The following is a 14434-nucleotide window of genomic DNA, read 5'->3' as shown; positions in this document are numbered from 1 at the left end:
GCTATATGGTTGAAAACGATACCGCCTCGCTCAATCGCCAGATCCGGCAGATCACTGCCGAACGCGATGCGCTGCAGTTGCAGGTGGCCGAACTGGTCAACGAACTGCGCCAGCTCGGCAAGGCGCCGAAGACGGCAGACAATGCCGCCGACGGGGGCCAGTTCGATGCGGCGTGGTATCGCCAGCAATATCCCGATGTCGATCAGCTCGGCATGGATCCGCAGGAACATTACGACTGGATCGGTCGGCGGCTGGGCAGGGCACCCAATGCAAGGGCGATAAAAAAAAAGGTAACGGCGCTCGCTGGATTTTGGCAGACCCCTCGCTAAGGGACTACGCCGGACACTGCGCCAATTACCTGCTGGCGATCGGCCGTGGGGTCAGGAGCCGCGGTGATACGGCAGTGATAGTCGGCAACCGCGCCCTGGCAGAGCAAGCGGCTGGCCTGCAACTGGGCCATCCCGGATTCAGCCTCGGCTGCGATGAAACCCCCGCAAACCTGGCACACACCACGAATGATGCCGCGCAGCGCAAGGCCATGCTGGCCGCGCATGCCCGCGAAATCGAAGCCGACCTGCGCATTCTCGACGGCCGGCTGTCCTTCCAGGCCGATGACGTCCTGCTGATCAATAGCCTGCGCCAATGGCAACTGGGCGGGATCGCGAACTGGCTCGCCGCGCTGGACCCCGACCGGCTGCCGACAGTGGTGCTGATCCTGCACTACACGCCGTTTCCCGTTCCCGGCCGGCTGGACCCGGAAGCGGACGAATACCGGACTGCGCTCGCCCGGTTCCAGGAGCTGGCGCCGGCACGGCGGCCGCTCCTGTTCACGGATTCGAACATCCTGCAGGACCAGTTCGGCCAGCTGACCGACCTGCCGATCGGCCTGCTCCCGATCCCCCACTGCGAACCGGGGGAGCCGAAACCGGCCCGGCGCGCGGTGCGCCAGGGGCGCAACGCCGTGTTCCTGGGGCAGGCCCGGCGCAACAAGGGCTTTGCCCTGCTGGACCAGGCAATCGAACGGACCCAGACGCTGGTGCCAGCCGGCGCGCTGCATTTCCGGCTACAGGCCGTCGATCCCGACTTTCCCGACGAGGAATGGAACCGCCTGCACCAACGGCTTGATGCGCTGGGCGCCGAGATGATCGCCCAGACCCTGGACGAGGAGGAATATGCAGCGCTGCTGCAAGCCGCCGACATCGTCCTGCTGCCCTACCTGAAGGCGCACTACGATTCGCAAACCTCAGGCGTGCTGGCCGAAGCGCTGGCGCTGGGCAAGCCGGTCGTCGTGCCCTCGGGGACCTGGATGGCCGAACAGGTCGACGGGCACGGCAATGCCGAACTGTTCGTATCCGGCGATGCCGCCAGCCTGGGCGATGCGATTGCCGCGATCGCCAATGACTTCGACCGCTACAGCCGGGCCGCACAAGTGCTGGCCCAAAGCTGGGGGCGGTTTCACAATGCCGACAACCTGATCACCACCATTGCCCGCCAGGCCCTTGCCCTGCGGCACCGGGAGACCATGACGTGACGTTTCATCCGGAACCCGGAACCTTTGCCATGCGGTTCACGCCCGGCGCCTTTGCCGGGAGCCCGTGCCTGTTCCTCGACCGCGACGGGGTCGTGGTCGAGGAAACCAATTACCTGCACCGGATCGACGATGTCCGCTTCATCCCCGGCGTTGCGCAGGCGGTCGCCCGGATCAACGCCGCGGGCCTGCCGGTGGTCATGGTCACCAACCAGGCCGGGATCGGCCGGGGCTATTACAGCTGGAGCGAATTCATGGCGGTGCAGCAGCACATCTATGACCACTATGCCCAGCACGGCGCGCATTTCGACATGGTGCTGGCCTGCGCCTATCACGAGGACGGCCGGGAGCCTTATGCCGTGGCCCGGCATCCCTGGCGCAAGCCCGAGCCGGGCATGTTGCTGCATGCCGCCGGGCATCTTCAGGTCGATTTGCCGCAATCCTACATCGTCGGCGATGCGGCCACCGACCTGCGCGCGGGCCAGGCCGCCGGGCTGGCGGCCGGGGCCATGGTCCTGACCGGACATGGCCAGCGCGAATGGCAAGCCGTGGACGAGGACCAGCTGCTGCGGTGGAGCGGGTCGGGCTTCAAGGCCAGCCGGCAGCCCGACGCGGCCCACGCCATCGCCGCCTGGCGTCCATGACGCCCAGGCCAGGCGCGGATCAATCGGGCGCGGATCAATCGGGCTGGGCTTGTCCCAGGTGTTCGTGGACGAAAGCTTCGGCCTGGCTGATCGTTTCGGGCGTGCCGATATCGATGAACGGCGCCTCGCCAGCGCCGATCACCCGCAGGTTGGCACCAGCCGCCAGCATCTCGGGAAACAGGTCGGTTTCGATGCTGAGATTGCCGGGACGGTACAGCGCGCGCAGCAGCTCGGTCCGTAGCAGATAGATCCCGCCGTTGATCAGCCCGCGCCCCGGCACTTTCTCGCGAAAACCGGTCAGCCTGCCATCGGCATCGCTTTCCAGGCTGCCATAGCGGCTCGTATCGTCAACCTCGACCCCCAGCAGGCCGCCATCGCCGGGCGCATCGGCCAGCGCCAGCAGCTGCGCCATGCCGCGCATCACCAGCCCGTCGCCATTGACCACCATGGTCCACTCACCGCAGCGGTCGATGCAGTTCATCAGCCCCCCACCGGTGCCCAAGGGAACGTCCTCGCGCACGCATTCGCGTTTGAGGTCGGGCATCGATGCGTCGGCAGCCCACTCCTCGACCTGCTGCGAGAGGTGGCCGGTCGAATAGACGAAGTGCTGCGGGCCGTGCAGCGCGATCCAGCGCGTGATCCAGTGCAGGAACGGCTTGCCCGCCACCGGGATCATCGGCTTTGGCGTATCGGGATACAGCCCCTTGAGCCGGGTACCCTTGCCCCCGGCTAGCACCACCACGGTAATCTGGCTGGCGACGGTCATGCCGCCAGCTTTGCTTCGACCATTTCGCAGATGTAATGGTACAGGCAGATGTGGACCTGCTGGATGAACGGGGTCGAGCGCGACGGCACGTCGATCAGGATGTCGCTCCATTCGGCCATCTTGCCGCCGCCTTCGCCGGTCAGGCCGATGGTCGTCATGCCATGGGCGCGCGCCACCTTGAACGCTTCGACCACGTTGCCGGAATTGCCCGAGGTGCTGATCCCCAGGATCACGCCGCCACGCTTGGCATAGGCTTCGGTCTGGCGCGAAAAGACAGTTTCATAGGAGTAGTCGTTCGACCAGGCGGTCAGCACCGAGGGGTTCGACGACAGGCAGATGCAGTTGAGCGCGCGCCGTTCCTTCAGGAACCGCCCGACCAGTTCGCCGGTGATGTGCATGGCATCCGACGCCGAACCGCCATTGCCGCAAACCAGCAAGGGAAGATCGACCGCCAGTGCGGCAGCGATGGTCTCGATTGCCGGTTCGCAATTGCGCACGCCAGCATAATTGCGCGACGCGGCCAGAACTTCTTCGGAGCGCGCAAGATATTCAAGTACATCCATTGTTACGAACTCCATTGTCCAGTCGAGACGATAGTACAGAGAGATATTGCTTGCCAACTACTTCAGGTGAATAGGTAGAGGCAACAAGTCTTTGTCCCGCAGCGGCAATTTCCCTTGCCAGTGCGCGATCCGCGAAAATCTGCCGCATCTGGCTGGCCGCAGCGTCCAGATCAGGTTCGGCCCATTCCAGCCCTTCGCCGAACGGATAGTCCCCGGCGGCCAGTTCGCGCAGCTGCCAGGGCACCACCATGCTGGTGTCCGGCCGGACGAAATCGGCGTTGCCGGAAAAGCCGGTGGCGATCACCGGCCGCCCCAACAGCATCGCCTCGGCAATATTGCGCCCAAAGCCCTCGCTGCGGTGCAGGGATACAAAACAGTCGATCGAGCGGAACAGGTCGAGCAGGGCGCCGCGACTGAACGATCCGGTCAGCAGATGAATGCGCGGATCTTCGCGGGCGGCCAGCTGCAATTCGCGCCAGCGCGGGTCGTCTTCCACGCGCAGCCCCTTCAGCACCAGGCCAACCGGTTCGTCCCCCCGGGGAAAGGCGCTGCGGAAGGCCTGCACGCAGCCCTGCGGGTTCTTGCGCCGGAACGAGGAGAGGCCATCGAACGCGAAGGCGAACAGGAACGGGGCGGCCGGCAGGCCGAAATCAGCCCGGCCCAGTCCGTCCGACTGATCGACACTGACCGCCATCGGCATCTGATGAACTGGCCTTGGCGAACTGAGCCGGAACGCCTCTGCCGCAAACGCGCTGGATGCCCAGACTTCGTCGACATAGTCATAGGCGTGCTGCCACAGCTCGGGCCAGCGCGGCAGCTCCCAGGGCCAAAACCCGATGTTGAGATGGTCGTCGAAACTGCCCCGCCCTCGCGCCAGCATGGTCGATACGGTTTCCATCCCGGTCATGCAGAACAGGTTGATGGCATAGGGCATCGCCGTGGTGATGTGCTGGTCGAACCCGGTTTCCTCGGGGCTGATCTGCCCTGCCGCGACATCGCAGATGACAAAGGGTACCCCGGCTTCGGCCAGGGCCAGCGAAGCCATGCGAACATCCTCACCCACGCCCAGCCGCGCCCGGGCATGCCCGAACAGATTGACCCCGAACGGCAAGCGGCGAAGCGGAACCGCCGGAGAACGGCGCGGCGGCGCCAGGCCGATCAGGGGATGGGCCAGGATCGGCCAGCGGGTCCGGCCATGTTCGCGGCACCAATCGACAATTGCCGGATCGGCCGGATCGGGAAAGCTGCGCTGCAATTCGGCGTCGGCATCCCAGATCAGCCTGACCAGGCGCGGCACCCCGCCCTGGCCGCCGAGCGGTTCGAGCAAGGCGCGCGCCTGGGCCTGATCCAGCAGGCCCAGCAGGTTCGCTTCCGCCAGGCCGGAGGTGAAATACCAGGCCAGCAGCCGGGCCTGTTCGCCGCGCCGATTGATCCCGCCATAGCGCCGCTGCCAGGCCCGCCGCAGCCGCCGCAGGCGGCGGTGCAGCCATCCGCTGGCGGCGGGACCGGCCGCCTGGCCGGATCGGCGCGTGTGCAGCTCGTGCATCAGGCGCGAAATGGGAACGAATCCGCGCTGCCTGACCCCGGGCTGGTGCTGGTTGAGGTATTTGCCATGATCGTCCGGCCGGGGTTCAAGCCCCATTTCGCGGAAACCGTGGAGGAAATACCACCAGACCAGATTGGCGGCACCGGACGGGGTGGCGGGATCGAACGCGGCCTGCAAATCCGGGCGCGCGCGCCAGATCGCCAGCGCCCGCGCCGGAATCGCGGCGAACGGATTGCCCGAAACAGAATCGGAGCTTGCGGGTGACAGCGGTTCGCTACGATCCATCGCCGCACGAGCTATCGCGCACTGCCTAGGCGGTCAATGCGATTGAAGCCACTTGTGATGGATATCGCATTATCCAGCCAAGGCAAGAACTTGCCGGGACAGCCGCGCGGGCGATGGGCAAAAGACACATTGTGCCAGCCCAAGCGAAGCCTTATTGGCAGCGCGTCTACAGGCGCTGCCTGTTCGATCTGGAGACTATCATTGCGCCCACAGGCACCGACCGCACAGGCCCTGGCCACCACCACGCTTGCGCTTGTTTTACTGGCCCTGGGCGGATGCAGCTCGCTTGGCTCATCCGGGCCCACCACCAAGGCCGTCCGCAGCGCCGGAACGAAGGGGGCGGTCGGAAACGCCGACATCAAGGTTGTCGAACTGTCCGAGCCGACCGCCAAGCGGGTCATGTCGGCGCAGCGCGAGCAGCGTTTTTCGGACTCGCTGGGCGATGGGTCGGCCTATGGAGCCGTCATCGGCCGGGGCGATGTGCTGGATGTGGCGATCTGGGAAGCGCCGCCTGCGGCACTCTATGGTTCGGCGCTGGGTGATCCCCGCCTGACCTCGTCCGGTTCGACCGCGCGCGGCACCTCGCTACCTGAACAGATGGTCGATGCCGCCGGCCAGATCAACGTGCCCTTCGTGGGCGCGGTGCGCGTGGCCGGGCGCACGCCCCAGCAGATCGAACGGGAAATCGTGCAGCGGCTGACCGGTCTGGCCCACCAGCCGCAGGCGATCGTGCGCGTCATCCGCAATGCCACCGCCAACGTGACGATTGTCGGCGAAGTGACCAACAACACCCGCATCCCGCTCACCCCGAAGGGCGAACGGTTGCTCGACGTGCTGGCCACTGCCGGCGGGGTGCGCCAGCCCGTGGGCAAGACCACGATCCAGATTTCCCGCTTGGGCAAGGTCGCGTCGATGCCGCTCGACCAGATCATCCGCGATCCCGATCAGAACATCCGGATGCAGGCCGACGATGTCGTCACGGCCCTGTTCCAGCCGTTCAGCTTCACCGCCCTGGGAGCGGTGGGCAACAATGCCGAAATCTCGTTCGAAGGGACCGGCATCACGCTGGCCCAGGCCCTTGGCCGGATCGGCGGCCTGCGCGACGACCGGGCCGACGTTCGCGGCGTGTTCGTATTCCGGCTGGAAGAGCCCGACGCGCTCGACAGCAGCCTGGCCGGATCAGCCCGGCGCACGCTCGATGGCAAGATTCCGGTGATCTACCGACTTGACCTGCATGACCCGGCGAGTTTCTTTGTCGCGCAAAGCTTTCCGATCAGAAACCGCGATGTGGTCTATGTATCGAATGCCCCGGTTGCCGACCTGCAGAAATTCGTGAATATTGTATCGTCGATGGCATTTTCGATTGTAGGCGTGGCCAATACGCTGTGATTTGAATATAGTTCAAGCTTACGCCTTATTGGCCGATTGATAAGAAGCAGTCGTATCAGAACGGTTGTTTGCAGTTATGAGGATTGGACCAGACTTGCCCGAACCTGGTGAACAGGCCAGCCTGGCCAATTTTGACTGCATTGAGCGCGGGCGCAGTGTCATCACGGCCGAACAGCAGGCCCTTGCCGCGCTGGCCGACACGATCGACGAATCGTTTACGGCCGCCTGCGAAGCGATCCTGGCCACCCGGCGGCAACTGGCGGTTACCGGCATGGGCAAGTCCGGCCATATCGGCCGCAAGATTGCGGCCACCTTCGCCGCCACCGGCACCCCGTCGATCTTTGTCCATCCCAGCGAAGCCGGGCATGGCGATCTTGGCATGGTGACGACCGGCGACACCCTGCTGGTGCTGTCCAATTCGGGCAACACGGCCGAATTGCGGACGATCCTGCGCTTCGCCCGGCTCAACAAGATCCCGATCATCGGCATCGCCTCGCGCAAGAACTCGCTGGTGTGCGAGCTGGCCGATATCCCGATCCTGCTGCCCTCCGTGCGCGAGGCCTGCGCGGCGAATATCGCCCCGACGACCTCGACCACCATGCAACTTGCCCTGGGCGACGCCCTGGCCATGACAGTCATGGACATGCGCGGGGTTTCGAAAAACCATTTGCAGCGCCTGCACCCGGCCGGCTCGATCGGGCTGGCGCTCGCTCCGGTCAGCGAACTGATGCACGGCGCCGATCGCCTGCCCCTGGTCGATACGCATGCCGGCATGCCCGAGGCGATTTCGGTGATGACCTCGGGCTGCTTCGGACTGGCCGGCGTGGTTGACCAGACCGGCGTGCTGGTCGGGATCATCACAGATGGTGACCTGCGGCGCCGCTTCGGGGTGCTCAGCACCGCCTTCGCGCACGAGGTGATGACCTCGTCGCCCAAGGTCATCCCGGCCGACATGCCCGCCGGAGAGGCGCTGGTGTTCCTCAACGACAGCAAGATCACCGCCGCCTTCGTGGTCGAAGATCCCACCACCGGGCCGCAAGTGCCGCTGGGGATCATCCACATCCACGACCTGCTGCGCCACGGCCTCAACTGACGCCGGGCATGACCGCCGATTTCGCGATCCTGATCCCGGCGCGCTATGCCTCGACGCGCTATCCCGGCAAGCCGCTGGCGAGCCTGCGCGGCGCGGATGGCCAGCCGCGCAGCCTGATCCAGCGCAGCTGGGAGGCCGCTGTTGGGGTAGCCTCGGCCGACCGGGTCTGGGTCGCCACCGACGATCAGCGCATTGCCGATGCCGTGCGGGCCTTTGGCGGCCAGGTGGTGATGACCCTCGAGAGCTGCCGCAACGGCACCGAACGCTGCGCTGCGGCGCTGGACGTGCTGGGCAATGTCGCCCCGATCGTGGTCAACCTGCAGGGCGATGCTCCGCTGACCCCCGATTTCGTGGTCGCCGACCTAGTCAGGGCGCTGGCCGCAGACCCGGACGCGGCGATGGCCACCCCGGCGGTGCGCTGTTCGGACAGCCTTTACCGCCACCTGGTGACCGACCAGGCGGCGGGCCGCGTCGGCGGCACGACGGTGGTATTCAACGCCCATCACACCGCGCTCTATTTCTCGAAGCGGGTCATCCCCCATGTCGCGCCGGACCGGGCCGATGCCCATGCCCATGTCCACCTGCACCTGGGTGTCTATGCCTATCGCCCGGCCGCGCTGGCTGACTATGCCGCCACGCTGCCCAGCCCGCTCGAGGAACTGGAAGGGCTGGAGCAGCTGCGCTTCCTTGAAACCGGGCGGCGCATCCGGGTGGTGCCGTTCGATCCGATCGGCTGGGATTGCATCGAGCTCAACAACCCCGAGGATGTCCCCGCGATCGAAGCCATTTTGCGCGAACGCGGGATCCGGTAAGGGGACGGCATGACCGGCCCTCGCATCACGCTTCCCAACGGGATCACTTTCGCCAACGACGCCCCTTTCGTGCTGATCGGCGGCATGAACGTGATGGAAAGCGCCGAGCTGATGCACGAGGTGGCGTCACACTTCGTCGACGTCACGACGCGGCTCGGCATTCCCTATGTGTTCAAGGCCAGCTTCGACAAGGCCAACCGCTCGTCGATCCATTCGTTTCGCGGGCCGGGTCTGAATCGCGGCCTCGACATGCTGGCCGAGATCAAGCAGCGCTTCGGCCTGGCAGTGCTGACCGACGTGCACGAGCCGCACCAGGCCGCCCCCGCAGCCGAAGTGGCCGACATCATCCAGCTGCCCGCGTTCCTCGCCCGGCAGACCGACCTGGTCACGGCCATGGCCCGCACCAGCGCGGTGATCAACGTCAAGAAGCCGCAGTTCCTGGCGCCAGAGGAGATGCGCCATATCCTGAACAAGTGCCGCGAGGCCGGGAACGAACGCGTGCTGCTGTGCGAGCGGGGCACCAGTTTCGGCTACAACAACCTGGTGGTCGACATGCTGGGAATGGACCTGATGAAGCCGCTGGCGCCGGTGGTGTTTGACGTCACCCATGCCCTGCAGAAGCCCGGCGGGCGGGCCGACAGCGCGGATGGGCGCGGGCCGCAGGCCGCCGCCCTGGCGCGGGCCGGGATCGCCGTGGGCATCGCCGGGCTGTTCCTCGAAGCGCACCCCGATCCGGCCAAGGCGCTGTGCGACGGCCCGAGCGCCCTGCCGCTGGCCGAGCTTGAACCCTTCCTGGCGCAGCTCAAGGCCGTCGATGCCGCGGTCAAGGGCTGACCGGCATCTTGCCTCTGCCCTTCCTTCGCATTCCGCCCTTTCCCGGCCGCCGCGCCGCGCCGCTGGCGCAAGTAACGGCTGACCCTGGCACGGCGTTCGACGCGGATGGCGTCGCGGCGGCGCTGCGCAGCGAACGGGTCGGGGGAAGCTTCTGGGCGGCGCAGCCCGCGCTGCCATCCGGCCGCGACATCCTGCTGGCCCCGGCCAATGCCGCGCAGCTTGCCGAAATGGTTGCCGCGCTGACGCCGGATGAGCAGGCCCGCGCCTGCGTCCTGGTGCCGGAAGGCGGCGGGGTGCGAACCGCGCTGCCCGTCCTGCACGCGCCGTGCGATCCGTGGTGGCTGGCAGAACGGGCCGCCTTGATCCTGTGCGATGCCAATGCCGAACTGGCCTTGGTCGCCGCGCTGGAAGGGGCGGCGCTGCGCCTGTTCGGCGCCGGGCGCTTTGCCGGCAGCACCGATTCGCTCACCCCGGCCCTGCGCAGCGCCATCGGCACACTGGCCTGCCGCGATCCGTTCAGCGGTGAAGCCATCGGCCCGCTGGCGGCCATCGCCCAGCTGGGCGAATGGCGCCGGCTGATTGACGCCAACCGCAGCATCGCCGCCGTGTTCGGCGTAGCGCGGTGGAAGCGGGTTACCGCCGATGCGATGCTGTGGGACGGTTCCGGCCCGGTCCGCTACCGGCACCGCCCTTCCCCGGACCTGGCCCCGGGCGGGCGCGTGCTGGCCTGGAAATCCCGCACGCCGCCCACGGTGCTGGCCGATCTTGGGGCCAGCGACCTGGCCCTGGGCGAACTGGAAGACGGCTTCATCCGTTCGGTTGGCCTTGGTGCCAACTGCGTCCCGCCGCTGTCGCTGATCGCGGATTTCGCCGGGGTTTACTTCGATCCGGGAGGTCCCAGCGACCTGGAAGCGATTCTGGAAAGAAATCACATTCCGGATGAACTTCGTGGACGGGCGGAGGCGCTTCGGCAAATGCTCGTTAAGGCTGCGATCAGCAAGTATGGGCATGGTGGCACCGCAGTAAGCCGCCCGGCGGGAAACCGGCGGCGGGTTCTGGTTACGGGGCAAGTCGAAGATGACCGATCAGTACTCAGCGGCGGCGCAGGAACATCCAATCTGGAACTACTTGCCCGGGCGCGGGCCTTGGAAGGCGATGCCTGGATCATCTACAAACCCCATCCAGATGTTGAAGCCGGTCACCGCAAAGGCCATGTCCCCGAACCAGACGCCTTGCGTTATGCAGACGAAGTGCAACGCGATGCCCCGATCATTCCGCTCATCGATTCGGTCGATGCGCTCCACGTCATCACTTCGCTGGCGGGGTTCGAAGCGCTGCTCAGGGGCAAACCGGTGACGACCCACGGCGTGCCCTTCTATGCCGGCTGGGGCCTGACCCGCGACCTGGCGCCGATCCCGCCGCGCCGCAGCCGCCAGCGCAGCCTGGATGAACTGGTGGCGGCGACGCTGCTGCTCTACCCCCGTTATCTCGATCCGGTCACCCGCCTGCCCTGCCCGGCCGAAGTGGTGGTGCGCCGGATGGCCGCGGGCGAGGCGCGGATCACATCGCCCCTGATCCGGCTGCGCGAATGGCAAGGCCGCGCGCAGCTGCTCTGGCGGCGCTTGCGGGGTGTGCGATGATGATGCCGCCAGGCGCGCCGCGCCGCGAATTCCTGTTCCTGCAAGGCCCGCCGGGCCCCTTCTTTCGCGAGTTGGGCACCGCCCTGGCCGAACGCGGCGTGGGCGTACACCGGATCAACCTGTCGGGCGGGGACCTGTATGATTGGCCCGAAGGCGGGACCGATTATCGCGGGCGGATGCGCGACTGGCCGATGTTTGTCGACCGCTACCTGCGCGCCCACCGGATCACCGACATCGTCCTGTTCGGCGATTGCCGGCCGATGCACCAGGCCGCGCTGCGCATGGCCAAGCTGCGCGGGGTCCACCTGCATGTGTTCGAAGAAGGCTACATCCGGCCCGACTGGATGACGCTGGAACGCGACGGGGTGAACGGCCATTCCCCGATGGAACGCGACCCGGAAGTGATCCTGGCATCGGCCAGGTGGCTGCCGCCCGTGCCGAAGCTTCCGCCGATCACCGCCGATTTCAAGCGCCGCGCCCGCGACAGCTACTGGCATTACCACCACGTGGTCACGGGCAAGCTGCGCTTCCCGTTCTATCGCAGCCATCGCCAGGGTTCGATCATGCTGGACGGGATCGGCTGGGCCTTCAAGTTCCTGCGCGCCAGGCGGCGCGAGCGCCAGGCTAACGAAACACTCGCCGCGATCGCCGGGCGCAAGTACTTCCTGTTTCCGCTGCAACTGACCGGCGACTACCAGATCCGCGCCCATTCCCCGTTCGGATCGATGGGCGTGGCGGTCGATTACGTGCTGGAAAGCTTTGCCCGCTTCGCCCCGGCCGATACCGTGCTGCTGGTCAAGGAGCATCCGCTCGACAGCGGCTTTCGCAACTGGCGGCGGTGGCTGTTCAAGCGCGCCCGGCGGCTCAACATCGAGGAACGCATCCTCCACATCGACGGGGGCGAATTGCAGGACCTGGCCGAACATGCCGTCGGCATGGTCTGCGTCAATTCGACTTCGGGCACCCTGGCGCTGGAAGTGGGGCTGCCGGTGGTGGTGCTGGGCGACGCGGTCTACGATGTGCGCGGCGTCACCCACCAGGCCGGCCTCGATCGCTTCTGGCTCGATCCCGAAGTGCCCGACAGCGGGCTGTACGAGGCGTTCAAGCAGGTCCTCCATGCCAAGTGCCTTGTGCGCGGCGGCCTGGCCAGCGCTTCGGCCATGGAAACCCTGGTCCGCAACAGCATCGAACGGCTGCTGGCGGAACCCGCGGCCGTGCCGGTCCGCGGCGCCCACACCGCAGCCCCGGCCAAGGGCCTCATGCTGAAGGGGTAAGCCCTTCGTCAGGCAGGCGTCCCCTGGCCCGCAACATACGGAACAGCGCGTTGATTACCGGATTGGACCAGCCGCAGTTCGTCGCGAAATCGCGTTGCAGGGTGTCATGGTGCACCTGGTGCGCGGCCGGGGTCATCAGCAGCCCGGCCCGGCGCAGCAGGACGATGAACCAGGGATTGTTCAGCCGGTGCAGCGAACCGTGGAAGTATTGCGCAAAGGCCCCGCCCAGCAGGAAGCTGAACAGGCCGGCCATGATCCAGCCCGGCACGGGCCAGAACGCCGCCAGCACATTGCCCAGCAGCGACAGCGGCAAGGCGGCGAGGATCACCGTCGATCCGATCAGCCGCCACAGCGGCCGCCGGCCCAGCGCATCGGGGCGCGGATGATGGTTCTTGAAATCGTAGGAAATCCGCTCGAACGGGCCGATCGAAGCCATCCGCTCGCGCAGCATGGCCAGGTATTCCTCGGATTCGCGGGACCCTTCGTAAAAGAAGATGTCGTTCAGCCGCTTGCCCGGCGTGCAGGGACGATAGTCCATGTACATGTGGATCAGGCCCGACAGCATGTCGGCCAGATACCAGCCCAGCAGCAGGGCCGGCAGCGCCAGCCAGGCCGGATCGCGCACTGCGGCCAGCGCATTGGCACCCAGCGAGGCAAGGAACAGGGCAAGGATCACTTTCTGGCGCAGCATGTCGGCTCCGTTACTCCATGGCATGATAGCGCAGTTTCGCGATGCTGTGTGACCCGTATCGTTGACCGGATAGGCAAGGCCGACCGATGTCTTGCCGGTTCGCGCCTCAGCCCTTCCTTGTCAAGCCGCCATTCATCGGGCTAGGGCCATGACTTCAAGCACTTGGCTTTCCCCTGGATCCTCTCCCGACCAAGACCCCATGGCCGACCGTCCCATCCTGTTCGATGCCAGCCGCCTTATCTGGCGGGTCTGGACCGGCCGCCTGCCGACCGGGATCGACCGGGTGTGCTTTGCCTACCTCGATCATTTCGGCCCGCGCGCGCAGGCGGTGGTGCAGCGCGGGCGGCTGCGGCTGGTGATGTCGCCGCGCCGCAGCCAGGAACTGTTCGCCCTGTTGCACAAGGGCGGTCCGGGCTTTCGCGGGGCGCTGGTGGCACTGCTCGCCGGCGCCGCCGCATCCGGAGCGTGGCGGCGCGGCTTGCGCGGGGCGCTGTACCTCAACATCGGGCACACCGGGCTTGATTACAAAGGCTTGCCGGGCTGGCTGCGGCAGCTTGGCGTCAAGCCGGTGTTCCTGGTGCATGACCTGATTCCGATCACGCACCCGCAATTCTGCCGCGCCGGCGAAGCGGATCGGCACCGGGACCGGATGCTGCACGTGCTGCATGCCGCGCGCGGGATCATTGCCAATTCGGACGCCACGCGCGATGCTCTGGCGGCATTTGCGAGCGAAGAAGACCTGGCCCTGCCCGAAACCCTGGTCGCCTGGCTGGGCACGGACGAGCACGACCGACCGGCCAGGCTTGCCCCGCGCCGGCGGCCCTACTTCGTGATGATCGGCACGATCGAGGCGCGCAAGAACCACCTGCTGATGCTGCGCGCCTGGCAGGCAATGGTCGCCGAACTGGGCGATGCCGCGCCCGAATTGCTGATCGTGGGGCAACGCGGCTGGGAGGCCGACCACGTTTTCGACCTGCTCGATGGCGATGCCGAACTTGCCGACCACGTCCATGAACTTGGCCGGTGCGACGATGCGACGATGATGGCCCTGCTCCACGGGGCGCGGGCGCTGCTGATGCCCAGCTTCATCGAAGGCTTTGGCATCCCGGTGATCGAGGCTCTGCAGCGCGGCGTCCCGGTGATCGCCAGCGACCTGCCGGTGTTTCGCGAGATTTCGGCCCAGATTCCGCTGTTCCTGGACCCGGCCGACCAGTCGGCCTGGCAAGCCGCAGTGCTGGACTTCTGCGGTGACAGCAGCGAACGCAGCCGCCAGCTGGCGCTGATGCCCGCCTATGTCGCGCCCAGCTGGAAGCAGCACTTCGATAAGGTGGAAGCCTGGCTTTCCGGGCTTTGACCGACCGGGGCCAGC

At 66.5% G+C, this 14434-nt stretch carries 14 protein-coding genes; 10 read left to right on the top strand and 4 right to left on the bottom strand.

Annotation, left to right across the window (positions count from 1 at the left end):
- Positions 1–5 precede the first annotated feature (5 nt).
- From ACE3N9_RS07530 to ACE3N9_RS07520, 3 genes are all read left to right on the top strand, one after another.
- Complete coding sequence (locus tag ACE3N9_RS07530) at positions 6–329, top strand: hypothetical protein (RefSeq protein ID WP_374282448.1); 324 nt, start codon at positions 6–8, stop codon at positions 327–329.
- A 74-nt stretch (positions 330–403) separates the two neighbouring features.
- Positions 404–1531, top strand: coding sequence for a glycosyltransferase (locus ACE3N9_RS07525; RefSeq protein WP_374282446.1), 1128 nt, complete (start codon positions 404–406; stop codon positions 1529–1531).
- On the top strand, positions 1528–2172 hold the full coding sequence (locus tag ACE3N9_RS07520) for a D-glycero-alpha-D-manno-heptose-1,7-bisphosphate 7-phosphatase (protein WP_374282444.1): 645 nt from the start codon (positions 1528–1530) through the stop codon (positions 2170–2172). The genes ACE3N9_RS07525 and ACE3N9_RS07520 overlap by 4 nt, the downstream gene beginning before the upstream one ends.
- Positions 2173–2206: 34 nt before the next feature.
- Here ACE3N9_RS07520 and ACE3N9_RS07515 read toward each other — a convergent pair whose 3' ends face one another.
- Genes ACE3N9_RS07515 through ACE3N9_RS07505 form a run of 3 tightly spaced genes read right to left on the bottom strand, consistent with a single transcriptional unit; the run spans position 2207 to position 5332 of the window.
- Entirely contained in the window at positions 2207–2938 is a 732-nt protein-coding gene (locus ACE3N9_RS07515; RefSeq protein WP_374282442.1) for a sugar phosphate nucleotidyltransferase, read from the bottom strand.
- Positions 2935–3501, bottom strand: coding sequence for an SIS domain-containing protein (locus ACE3N9_RS07510; protein ID WP_374282440.1), 567 nt, complete (start codon positions 3499–3501; stop codon positions 2935–2937). Before ACE3N9_RS07510 ends, ACE3N9_RS07515 begins: the two co-directional genes overlap by 4 nt.
- Positions 3488–5332, bottom strand: a complete 1845-nt coding sequence (locus ACE3N9_RS07505; protein ID WP_374282438.1) for a glycosyltransferase family 4 protein — start codon at positions 5330–5332, stop codon at positions 3488–3490. The genes ACE3N9_RS07510 and ACE3N9_RS07505 overlap by 14 nt, the downstream gene beginning before the upstream one ends.
- 201 nt (positions 5333–5533) lie before the next feature.
- Between ACE3N9_RS07505 and ACE3N9_RS07500 the strand changes: the two genes are divergently transcribed.
- From ACE3N9_RS07500 to ACE3N9_RS07475, 6 genes are all read left to right on the top strand, one after another.
- Positions 5534–6721 (top strand): polysaccharide biosynthesis/export family protein, encoded by a 1188-nt coding sequence (locus ACE3N9_RS07500; protein ID WP_374282436.1) that lies wholly within the window; start codon positions 5534–5536, stop codon positions 6719–6721.
- A 94-nt stretch (positions 6722–6815) separates the two neighbouring features.
- On the top strand, positions 6816–7814 hold the full coding sequence (locus ACE3N9_RS07495; protein WP_374282434.1) for an SIS domain-containing protein: 999 nt from the start codon (positions 6816–6818) through the stop codon (positions 7812–7814).
- An 8-nt stretch (positions 7815–7822) separates the two neighbouring features.
- Positions 7823–8626: a 3-deoxy-manno-octulosonate cytidylyltransferase gene (locus ACE3N9_RS07490; protein ID WP_374282432.1), complete on the top strand. Its 804-nt coding sequence runs from the start codon at positions 7823–7825 to the stop codon at positions 8624–8626.
- A gap of 9 nt (positions 8627–8635) precedes the next feature.
- Positions 8636–9460 carry a 3-deoxy-8-phosphooctulonate synthase gene (gene kdsA / locus ACE3N9_RS07485; RefSeq protein ID WP_374282430.1) on the top strand — a complete coding sequence of 275 codons (825 nt, stop codon included), beginning with the start codon at positions 8636–8638 and terminating at the stop codon, positions 9458–9460.
- Between the two features lie 8 nt (positions 9461–9468).
- Positions 9469–11100: a hypothetical protein gene (locus ACE3N9_RS07480; RefSeq protein WP_374282428.1), complete on the top strand. Its 1632-nt coding sequence runs from the start codon at positions 9469–9471 to the stop codon at positions 11098–11100.
- Positions 11097–12374: a capsule biosynthesis protein gene (locus tag ACE3N9_RS07475; RefSeq protein WP_374282426.1), complete on the top strand. Its 1278-nt coding sequence runs from the start codon at positions 11097–11099 to the stop codon at positions 12372–12374. Before ACE3N9_RS07480 ends, ACE3N9_RS07475 begins: the two co-directional genes overlap by 4 nt.
- Here the strand turns inward: ACE3N9_RS07475 and ACE3N9_RS07470 are convergent.
- Positions 12358–13065 (bottom strand): fatty acid desaturase CarF family protein, encoded by a 708-nt coding sequence (locus tag ACE3N9_RS07470; RefSeq protein ID WP_374282424.1) that lies wholly within the window; start codon positions 13063–13065, stop codon positions 12358–12360. The genes ACE3N9_RS07475 and ACE3N9_RS07470 overlap by 17 nt on opposite strands.
- A 199-nt stretch (positions 13066–13264) precedes the next feature.
- Here ACE3N9_RS07470 and ACE3N9_RS07465 point away from each other — a divergent pair, with 199 nt between their 5' ends.
- The gene (locus ACE3N9_RS07465) at positions 13265–14419 is read left to right on the top strand and encodes a glycosyltransferase family 4 protein (protein WP_374282422.1); all 1155 of its coding nucleotides are present in this window, start codon (positions 13265–13267) and stop codon (positions 14417–14419) included.
- Positions 14420–14434 lie beyond the last annotated feature (15 nt).

Origin of the sequence: Novosphingobium sp., assembly GCF_041905565.1 — a bacterium.
Lineage (GTDB): Bacteria > Pseudomonadota > Alphaproteobacteria > Sphingomonadales > Sphingomonadaceae > Novosphingobium.
Note: the sequence above shows the minus strand (reverse complement) of the source record. Positions and strands in the feature narration are given on the sequence as shown.